Here is a 10,476-nt window from a genome sequence, read left to right on the forward strand (position 1 = left end):
CCGGATCGGGTCGCCACGCCCGGCCTCCGATCCGGGGCCCATCCCCGAAGAAGACCCCGGAACCGGTCCCCCCGCGCCGAAACAGGCTGTGCCCGCCGCCGGTGACCGGGGACCCGCGCCGGGCACTGGACCGACATGACGGAGGAGCGGATGCACGCGGCGGAGGAATCAACGCACCGGGATCCCCAGACCCGGGTCGCACGCGTGGAGACCGGCGCCCGGGAACCGGGGAACCTGGGGCGGTGGGTGATCGCCGCCACCGCCCTGGCCTGGTCCCTGTTCCAGCTCTGGATCGCCTCCCCCCTGCCCTACTGGCTGGATCTGTTCATCGTCTCCGAGACCCGGGCCCGGGCCATCCACCTGGCGTTCGCCGTCTTCCTGGCCTTCATGGCCTTCCCCGCCATAAACCCCATGGCCCGCATGCGCCCCCTGGCGGGGCCCCTGTGGCTCCCCGCCGGCCTCGGCCTGCTGGCACTGGCGGCCCTGTCCTGGCCCGGGCCGGACACCCGCATCCCCTTCGTCGCCATGGGCGCGGTGCTCCTGCTGGCGGCCTGGGCGGCCCTGCGCGCCCACCCCGGACGCCGGGGCACGCCCGCCAGCGATGGGCTCCTGGGGCTGCTGGCGGCCTTCTGCGCCGCCTATCTCTTCCTCTTCCATGAGCAACTGGCCCAGCGCCCCGGGGCCCCCACGACCCTGGACCTGACCGTGGCCGGCTGCGGCCTGATCCTGCTGCTGGAGGCCACCCGGCGCACCCTGGGACCGGCCCTCATGGTCATCGCCGGGATCTTCCTGGCCTACACCTTCGCCGGCCCCTGGATGCCGGAGATGATCGCCCACGCCGGGGCCTCCTTCGGCCGCGCCATGTCCCAGCAGTGGCTCTCCACCGAGGGGGTGTTCGGCATCGCCCTGGGGGTCTCCACCAGCTTCGTGTTCCTGTTCGTGCTCTTCGGCGCCCTGCTGGAACGGGCGGGGGGCGGCGGCTATTTCATCCGCGTGGCCTTCGCCCTGCTGGGACATCTGCGGGGCGGACCCGCCAAGGCGGCGGTGGTGGCCTCCGGCATGACGGGCATCGTCTCCGGCTCCTCCATCGCCAACGTGGTCACCACCGGCACCTTCACCATCCCGCTGATGAAGAAGGTGGGCTTCCCGGGCCACAAGGCCGGGGCCGTGGAGGTGAGCAGTTCCGTCAATGGACAACTGATGCCGCCGGTGATGGGGGCGGCCGCCTTCCTCATGGTGGAGTACGTGGGCATCCCCTACGTGGAGGTGATCCGCCACGCCTTCCTGCCTGCGGTGATCGCCTACATCGCCCTGTTCTACATCGTCCACCTGGAGGCCCTGAAGGCGGGGATGGAGGGCCTGCCGCGACGCGGGGGCGGCACGCTGCGGGGACGGCTGCTGGCCTGGGGGCTGACCGTTGCGGGATTCTTCCTCCTGGCCGGGGCCACCTACTACGGCCTGGGCTGGATCCAGGCCGTGGCCGGCGCCGCCGCCTCGCCGATCATCGCCCTGCTGGTGCTGACCGCCTACCTGGGGCTGCTGTGGCTGGCCTGCCGCGCCCCGGCCCCGGCGGAACCGGACAACGGGATGACCCAGCCCCCCGCCCCCGGACCCACCCTGCAGGGGGGGCTGCATTTCCTCCTGCCGGTGGTGGTACTGGTGTGGTGCCTGGTGGTGGAGCGCCTCTCCCCGGCCCTGTCCGCCTTCTGGGCCGTGGCCTTTCTGATCTTCATCATGCTCACCCAGCACCCCCTCTCGGTGCTCATGACCCGCCACGGGGAGACCACCGCTGAGGGGCCGGACCGGCCCCGCCGGCTGGCGCAGGCGGCGCTGCGGGGCCTGGGGGAACTGGGGGATGCCCTGGTCCTGGGGGCGCGCAACATGGTGGGCATCGGCGTGGCCACGGCGGCGGCGGGCATCATCGTCGGCACCGTGGCCATGACGGGCATCGGCCTGGCCATGGCGGACCTGGTGGGCTTTCTCTCCGGCGGCAACCTGCTGGCCATGCTCGCCTTCACCGGGCTCATCTGCCTGATCCTGGGACTGGGGCTGCCCACCACCGCCAACTACATCATCGTGGCCACCCTCATGGCGCCGGTGATCGTGGAACTGGGTTCGGCCCAGGGCCTGCTGATCCCCCTCATCGCCGCCCACCTGTTCGTCTTCTATTTCGGCATCCTGGCGGATGTCACCCCGCCGGTGGGACTGGCCTCCTTCGCCGCCGCCGCCCTCTCCGGGGCGGATCCCCTGCGCACCGGGGTGCAGGCCTTTGTCTACAGCCTGCGCACCGTCACCCTGCCCTTCCTGTTCCTGTTCAACACCCAGCTGCTGCTCATCGGCGTGGACGGCCCGGGGCAGCTGCTGCTCACCGTCTTCGGTGCCCTCACCGGGATCCTGGTCTTCGCCGCCGCCACCCAGGGCTGGCTGGTCACCCGCAGCCGCTGGCACGAGCGCCTGGCCCTGCTGCTGGCGGCCCTGGTGCTGTTCGCCCCGAACCTGCTCATGGACCGCCTGTACCCGCCCCATGACGCCCTGCCGGCGGCGCGCCTGATGGAGATCACCGAGGATCTGCCCGCCGGTGCACGCCTGCGCCTGGCGGTGGAGGGCATGGACATGGAAGGCCGTGCCGTGGAGCGGGTGGCCATGCTCCCCCTGGGGGAACCGGACCCGGCCCGCAGGCGCCTGTCCCAGGCCGGCCTGGGGGTGATGACCCTGGGCGATACGGTGCGCATCAGCTTCGTCTCCTTCGGCAGCCCCGCCGATCGCATGGGCCTGGAATCCGGCTGGCGCATCACCCATGTGCTGGTGCCCGCGGACCGTCCCGCCCCGGAATGGTTCTACCTCCCCGCCCTGGCCCTGGTGGCTGTGGTGGCGGCCATGCAGCGCCGGCGAAGCCGGGCGGCGGACGCTGGAACGGCATAACCCAAAGGAACCCCGCGCGCCCCATGGAGACCAACCCGGGGACCACCCGACAGCCGAGACCGGAACACACCCATGGGCAGACTGCTGCAGAGACTGGAGCGCAACACCCGGGGACGGGACTTCGTCGCCGGGGACCTGCACGGCATGTTCACCCTGCTGGAGCGGGGCCTGGAGCAGCTGGGGTTCGACCCGGAGGTGGACCGCGTCATCAGCGTCGGCGACCTGGTGGACCGGGGACCGGAATCCCACCGCGCCCTGGAGTTCCTGGAACGGCCCTGGTTCCATGCCGTGCGCGGCAACCACGAGGAGCTGCTCCTGGCCGCGGAGACGAACCCGGAACTGGGCCTGGAGTGGATGATGTTCAACGGCGGGGCCTGGTGGCCCAAACTGGACCCCGCCCTGCAGGACCGCTTCCGCCGCCGCCTGCGGGCCCTGCCCCTGGCCCTGGAGATCGACACCGATCCCGGCCGCGTGGGGGTGGTCCATGCCGACGTGCCCCGGGACATGGACTGGAACCGCTTCCTGGACGCCCTCGCCGACGACCCCGCCGTGCGGGACCATGCCCTGTGGTCGCGGCAGCGCATCGGCCAGGTCCGCGCCGGCGGCCGCCTGCCGCCGGTACCCGGCCTGGAGGCCCTGCTGGTGGGGCACACCCCCGTGCCCGAACCGCTGCAGGCGGGTAACGTCTGGTTCCTGGACACGGGCGCCGCCCAGGGCGGCCTCCTGCCCGAGCCGCGCCTGACCCTGGCCCAGATCCAGCCCCGTTTCGCCCTGCACACCTTCCCGGCCGCGCCCGGAAAAAGATAATGCCCGTGGCTTGCAACCCACCCATGGGCGTTCGAAACTGGTTTCTTGTGCACCGCATCCCGGGCTCCGTATAATCCGGGATGTTTTTGATTTTTCTAAATCAATACAGTCACTTTCGACGATGGTGAACCACATGACCGGCGAATCCTTCCACCCCCCCGTGCGCACCCTCATGGGCCCTGGCCCGTCGGACGTGAATCCCCGCGTCCTGGCGGCCATGAGCCGCCCCATCATCGGCCATCTGGATCCCGCCTTCGTGGGCATGATGGATCAGATGAAGGTGCTGCTGCAGTACGCCTTCCAGACCGAGAACGAACTGACCCTGCCCGTCTCCGCCCCCGGCTCCGCCGGCATGGAGACCTGCTTCGTCAACCTGGTGGAGCCCGGCGACAAGGTGGTGGTGTGCATCAACGGCGTCTTCGGCCAGCGCATGAAGGAGAACGTGGAGCGCTGCGGCGCCACCGCCGTGGTGGTGGAGGACGACTGGGGCCGACCCGTGGATGCGCAGAAGCTGGACAGCACCCTGGCCGCCCATCCCGACGCCCGTCTGGTGGCCTTCGTCCACGCCGAGACCTCCACCGGCGCCTGCTCCGACGTCAAGACCCTCACCCAGGTGGCCCATGCCCACGACTGCCTGGTGATCGTGGATTCGGTCACGGGCCTGGGCGGCAGCGAACTGCGGGTGGACGACTGGGGCGTGGACGCCATCTACTCCGGCACCCAGAAATGCCTCTCCTGCACCCCGGGGCTGTCGCCGGTGAGCTTCGGCCCGCGGGCGGTGGAGCGCATCCAGTCCCGCAAACACAAGGTGCAGAGCTGGTTCCTGGACCTGAACCTCATCATGGGCTACTGGGGCTCCGGCAGCGGCAAGCGGGCCTATCACCACACCGCCCCCATCAATGCCCTCTACGCCCTGCACGAGGCCCTGGTGCTGCTGCACGAGGAGGGCCTGGAGAACGCCTGGGCCCGCCACCGCCACCACCACGAGGCCCTGAAGGCAGGACTGGAGGCCATGGGTCTTGAACTGCTGGTGGAGGAACCCCACCGCCTGCCCCAGCTCAACGCCGTGAAGGTGCCCGAAGGGGTGGACGAGGCCGCCGTGCGCACCCGCCTGCTGCAGCGCTACGGCCTGGAGATCGGCGCCGGCCTGGGGCCCCTGGCGGGGAAGATCTGGCGCATCGGCCTCATGGGCTTTGCCTGCAACGCCAGGAACGTGCGCCTGTGCCTGCAGGCCCTGGAATCCGTGCTCACGGAGATGGGGGCCCCGGTGGAACGCGGCGCCGCCCTCCCCGCCGCCGAGCGGATCTACGGCGATACGGCCTGATCCCGATCCATCACACGAGGCGCAGCGAGGACCCCCGATGCAAGAGGCCCTGGAAAGACGCTCCTTCCTCATCCTGCTGGTGCTGGTCACCGGGCTTTTCCTCTATTTGATGAAGCCCTTCTTCGGCGCCGTGCTCTGGGCCTGCATCATCGGGGTGCTCTTCCACCCGGTGCAGGTCCGCCTGGAGGCCCGCTGGGGCCGCCGCCCCAACCTCACGGCCCTGACCACCCTCACCCTCTGTGTGGTCATGGTGATCATCCCGGTGCTGTTCGTGCTGGGGTCCTTCGTGCGTGAGGGGGCGGCCCTGTACCAGGCCCTGCAGAGCGGGCAGATCGATCCGGGGGCCTATCTGGACCGGATCCGCCAGGCCTTCCCCGTGATCCAGGAGCTGCTGGACCGCCTCCAGGTGGACGTGGAGGGCCTCAAGGAACGGCTGGGCAATGCCGCCCTCACCACCAGCGGTTTCATCGCCCAGAACACCCTGCAGGTGGGACGCAACACCCTGCAGTTCTTCATCAGCCTGGGGCTGATGCTCTACCTGGCCTTCTTCCTGCTCCGGGACGGGGAAAAGCTGCTCCTGCTGCTGGAACGGGCCCTGCCCATCGGGGATGAGCGCGAACGGCTGCTGTTCGCCCGCTTCTCCGAGGTGGCCCGGGCCACGGTCAAGGGCAATCTGGTGGTGGCCACCATCCAGGGCACCCTGGGCGGGCTCGTCTTCTGGGCCCTGGGCATCCCCGGGGCCCTGCTCTGGGGGGTGGTGATGATCCTGCTGTCCCTCATCCCCGTGGTGGGGGCCAGCCTCATCTGGGCCCCCGTGGCCATCTACCTCTTCGCCGTGGGCGACTGGATCCAGGGGCTGATCCTGGTGGTCTTCGGCGCCGGCGTCATCGGCCTGGTGGACAACATCCTGCGCCCCATCCTGGTGGGCCGGGACACCAAGCTCCCGGACTACGTGGTGCTCCTCTCCACCCTGGGGGGCATCGTCACCTTCGGTATGAACGGCTTTGTCATCGGCCCCCTGATCGCCGTGCTCTTCGCCGCCTTCTGGGGCATCTTCATCCGTGATTTCCATATCCTGCCGGAACAGAAGACGGCCACCGAAGACGAAAACCGCACCCCGGATCCGGAACAAGAGGGGGAATCCTGAGACGGCCCTGCCCGGGCCGGACAGGGGGCCGGGCCCCAGCAGCGGATTGCGGATGGCCATGGACGGATCCGGCGCCGGAGGCGCCCGGGTCCCTCAATGCCCGAAGAACTCCCGGATCAAGGCCTTGATGCGGGCGGCATGACCGTCCGACGGCAGGGTATCCCCCCGGCTGAACAGGGCCCTCTGCACCGCCTCGGTGTGCTTACGGCGGGCTGAGGCCAGGTCGGCCAGCCCCGCCTGCAACTTCTCGTTGCGCGCCAGGAGGGGGGCAAAGGCCGTCCTGGGGATCTCGATCAGCCAGACGTTGGTCAGGGCCCGGGCCGTGGAATAGCGCGGCTCACCGGTGAGCAGGGACATCTCACCAAAGCACTGACCGGTCTTGAGGCGCTCGATCTCCCGCTCATGCCCGTTGATGGTCCGGCTCAGGATCACGACACCGCTGACCAACACGAGCATGGAATCGCCTTCATCCCCCTCCGCCACGATGCGTTCCCCCACCGGCGCCTCGCGCACGGACAACCCCCTGGCCAGGATCCCGATCTCCGCGTCAGTCAAAGGTGCGAACAGGGATACATCCCGGAGGATCTCGGTGATGCCCGGCATCATGGCCGTGGTCTTCTCGGCACGGCGCGTCTGCAACTCATAGGTCACGGCCGCCGGGGAGATGCCGGCCTGCTGCAAGCGTTGATGGATGGCCACCGACAGCTCATCAATGGCGGCAAACCGCCAGGGATAATTATCAAAATGCACATATACCATGTACTTGTAGGGTACGCTGCCGGGGTCACAGAAATAGATCATCGGCGCCGGATCGCTGCGCACCCGCTCGCACTGTAGCGCCGCCTGCTGCAGGAGCTGACGCACCACCAGCGGCGAAACCGTGCTGACCACCGAGACATGGAACCAATAGCCGTAGACCCGGGTGGGTCGATCATAATTGTGCAGGATGCTGTTGGCCGCCTTCTTGTTGGGCACCACATAGAGACTCGCATGCCAGGAACGGATGCGTGTGGAGCGCCAGGTGATGCCGACGACCTCGCCGAGGACCCCATCCTCGAACTCGATCCAGTCGCCCACCTGATAGGGCCGGTCGATGCTGAGGGAGACACCGGAGAAGAAGTCGGTGATGGTGTTCTGCATCGCCACACTGAGCACCCCCGCCACCAGCCCGGTGGACAGCAGCACGGCCCCCGTATCCAACTGGAGGATCTCGGTGAGCACGATCAGGGCCGCGATGGTATAGATCGCGGCCGCCGCCGCCCCCACCAGTACCGTGGGCGCGGACGTGCCGGTGGCCCGCCGATAGGCCCCCTCCCACAGGAAGATGCGCAGGCCACGGTCCACCAGCCAGGCCCCGGAGCCCCAGAGCAGGATCTTGGTGACGGTCCCCGCGTCCTCCTGCCATTGCGGCGCCAGCAAGGGGATCAACAGACCACAGATCAGGGCATCCAACAGCAGGATCACCCCCGGAACGACGAGCAGCAGGATGACCCAGTGAAGCCTTGGATGGCGGGATGCGAAGGTGTTGTTCACCTGGAAAGGCCTGTCGCAGCGGTACCGGGAGCAGAGCGCCTTCTGCTGAGACTAGACGCAATCACGGACGGCTGCAGTGGGATACCGGGTCTCTGTCTCTGCCTGAATTCAGGCGGCAATACATCCACCCGTCCAGGGCAGACCTCCCGCAGGAACCCTGAAGATCAATTTCAAGAGGGAGGATCCTGAAACAGCCAGTACTTTCCCAGGGCGCCAGGGAAAGTCAGAAACGGAAACGACCCAGCTGCTGCTCCAACTTCTCCACCAGAAACAGCAGGGACTGGCTTTCCCGGTTGGCCTCAGCGACGCCGTCAGCTGCCACGTGGGTCTCGTCACTGATGGTGGTGATATTACGCGTCACATCCTCCGTCACCGTACGCTGTTCCTCCACCACACTGGCGACCTGCGTAGCTAGGCTGTCGATTTCACCGATGACGCGCACCACTTCCTGGAGATGATTCGAGGCGTTTTCAGCCCTTTCAAGGCAATATTCGGATTTTTCATTACCCGCTCTCATGGACTCCACAGCCTCTCGAGTCCGCCCCTGTAACTGGGCGATGAGATTCTGGATCTCCTCGGTGGATTGCTGGGTTCGCGAAGCCAGTCCCCGAACCTCATCAGCCACCACAGCGAATCCCCGTCCCGATTCACCGGCACGAGCCGCCTCGATGGCAGCATTGAGGGCAAGCAGGTTGGTCTGCTCGGAAATCCCCTGGATCACCTCCACAATCTGGCTTATGTTTTCGGCATCCCCCGCCAACTGCTCCATGACCTCATGGGTCCCGGAGATCTGCCCGGAAAGCTCACGGATAGATCCAGTGCTTTCGCTGACACTGCGCGCCCCCTCCGTCACCGACTCATTGGCCTCATTGGTGGATATAGCCGTGGTGTGGGCAATACGTGCCATCTCCCCGGCAGCAGCAGACATCTCATTGATCGATGTGGCAATCTGTTCCACTTCCGCACGCTGAGTTTCAATAGCTGCCGTGCTGCGTTCAGAAATCTCGGCGGCCTTGCGGGCCGAACCCTCGACATTTTTCATCGCTCCAGCCACATCCCGGACGATGCCATGGGTCTTTTCAAGGAAGGCATCAATGCCCCGGGCAAGCCCACCGATCTCATCGGAACGCCGCATATTCAGCCTCTGAGTCAGATCCCCCTCGCTGGAAGACAATTGCCCGATCATATCGGCTGCCTGGGTGATGGGACGCGCAATACCAGCCGCGATCAACGCCAGGACAAGGATGCCCAGAACGGTGATGATCGCGCCGATCAGCATCAACTGGAGCATCCCCGAATGGAAGGCTTCTGCCAAGGAGGCTCGGGTCTTCTGTGCCCCAGCCATCACCAGGGCCCGTTCCAACCGCACCACCACCGCCCAGGGCTCGGTCTTATCGGACAGTCGTACAGGGGTCACGGCGATCAGGTGCGTGCCGGAATCGATCAGGCGTTTCTCCCCCTGCCCGATCGTGCGCAACAGGTTGTGCTCCCCTCTGGGCGTATAGTTCTCCCCCGGAAGATATTCACCATCGGAATCCCCGGCCACGATGCCCTGCGCACTGATCAACAACACCTGCCCATGCCCTTCATACAAACGGGCATCCGCCGCCTCAACCATCCCCTGCAGAAAATCCAGTTCCAAATCGCCACCGACCATACCCAACAGTTCCCCTTCAACCACCAGCGGCATGGTGATCGAAGTCCCCAAAAGGGTCTTGCCCTGAACTTCCCAGGAATAGGGTTCGGTCAGACAGACGCGTCGCTCACGTAGCGGACACAAATACCAGGCATTTCCGGCATCCATGGGGGTCTTTTCAACATCGATACCATCGAGATTCAGTGGACGAGTCCCCAGATCGCCATCGCCATTACGGTACCAATACCCGGCAAATTGACCGTTAGGATGACTATGGGTATGCGGGGGCATGATAAACGCACCATCCTGACCATCGACGGCATTTGGCAACCAGGCTGAGTAGATCCCAAGCATGTCAGTATTGCGTTCCATGATATGCCGTAGATAGCCATATACCGCCTTGCGTGACAGGGAATCCCCTTCCTGACGGATACGATCTGATAGTGTATCGGAGACCCCTTTGACCACGTGCAGAGCCTCATTCATTTTCATTGCGGTCCTGGCCGCCTGGGCATTGGCCAGTGCCTGCATCTGGCCGATCGCCTTGCGTTGCAGTTCATTACGGACCTGTTCTTCTGTTTGCTTTTCGATTCCGCGGCTGATGTGGGATACAAATGCAAGCACCACCACCATGGTCAGAATCAAGGACACCCCCGTAGCCAGGGCGATCCGATCACGGATTTTCATGGTTTCTCCAAAAAACTACTGATTTCAGTTGGGCACGCACGAAGCCCAGGGCGGCAACATATCCAGCCGTCCAGGGCAAATCAGCAGCATCCAGGCAGGAATGATAAGATCATTTTGGATATACCGGCCCCCAAGGCGGACCCTTTAGCTCCTGTGAGGCAGGGGCTGTAAAAGGTCAGTCTTCACCTGCGAACACGTGAAGAAGCGGGGAAAGCCCGGGCCCCTCTCGACAAAGGGCCCGGCAACGGCATCGCATCAGGAATACGAAGGGATTCAGGGGGTAACTGTCAGGTCTCGCCTGATTGTATACGCGTTTTCGAAATAGATCGGGGCGGTCCTGTTGCCAGGCCTTGAGGGTTTCCACCGGGGTGCGATGTCCCAGCGCCTTTTGGCCGATGTGATGGTTATACAGGCGCTGGT

General features: G+C 66.0%; 6 protein-coding genes and 1 pseudogene. 4 read left to right on the forward strand and 3 right to left on the reverse strand.

All coding sequences use genetic code 11. The features are described 5' to 3' along the window. The first annotated feature begins 135 nt into the window (after nt 1-135). The 4 genes from CKO33_RS05405 (at nt 136) to CKO33_RS05420 (ending at nt 6,200) form a co-directional block, all read left to right on the forward strand. The gene (locus tag CKO33_RS05405; RefSeq protein ID WP_439099421.1) at nt 136-2,922 is read left to right on the forward strand and encodes a TRAP transporter permease; all 2,787 of its coding nucleotides are present in this window, start codon (nt 136-138) and stop codon (nt 2,920-2,922) included. Between the two features lie 72 nt (nt 2,923-2,994). Then, nucleotides 2,995-3,729 carry a metallophosphoesterase gene (locus CKO33_RS05410; RefSeq protein WP_200180060.1) on the forward strand — a complete coding sequence of 245 codons (735 nt, stop codon included), beginning with the start codon at nt 2,995-2,997 and terminating at the stop codon, nt 3,727-3,729. A 133-nt stretch (nt 3,730-3,862) separates the two neighbouring features. Further along, the gene (locus CKO33_RS05415; RefSeq protein ID WP_200180062.1) at nt 3,863-5,053 is read left to right on the forward strand and encodes a pyridoxal-phosphate-dependent aminotransferase family protein; all 1,191 of its coding nucleotides are present in this window, start codon (nt 3,863-3,865) and stop codon (nt 5,051-5,053) included. Between the two features lie 37 nt (nt 5,054-5,090). After that, entirely contained in the window at nt 5,091-6,200 is a 1,110-nt protein-coding gene (locus CKO33_RS05420; RefSeq protein ID WP_200180063.1) for an AI-2E family transporter, read from the forward strand. Nucleotides 6,201-6,293: 93 nt separating this feature from the next. On the opposite strand, the gene CKO33_RS05425 is transcribed toward CKO33_RS05420, so the two are convergent. The 3 genes and pseudogenes from CKO33_RS05425 to CKO33_RS13365 form a co-directional block, all read right to left on the reverse strand. Then, nucleotides 6,294-7,733 carry a cyclic nucleotide-binding domain-containing protein gene (locus CKO33_RS05425; protein ID WP_200180065.1) on the reverse strand — a complete coding sequence of 480 codons (1,440 nt, stop codon included), beginning with the start codon at nt 7,731-7,733 and terminating at the stop codon, nt 6,294-6,296. Between the two features lie 223 nt (nt 7,734-7,956). After that, nucleotides 7,957-10,056, reverse strand: a complete 2,100-nt coding sequence (locus tag CKO33_RS05430; RefSeq protein ID WP_200180067.1) for a methyl-accepting chemotaxis protein — start codon at nt 10,054-10,056, stop codon at nt 7,957-7,959. Nucleotides 10,057-10,342: 286 nt separating this feature from the next. Continuing rightward, nucleotides 10,343-10,476, reverse strand: a pseudogene (locus tag CKO33_RS13365) (IS481 family transposase); the annotation flags it as partial.

It is taken from the genome of Ectothiorhodospira mobilis (assembly GCF_016584115.1).
In the GTDB taxonomy this organism is placed as follows: Bacteria; Pseudomonadota; Gammaproteobacteria; order Ectothiorhodospirales; family Ectothiorhodospiraceae; genus Ectothiorhodospira; species Ectothiorhodospira mobilis.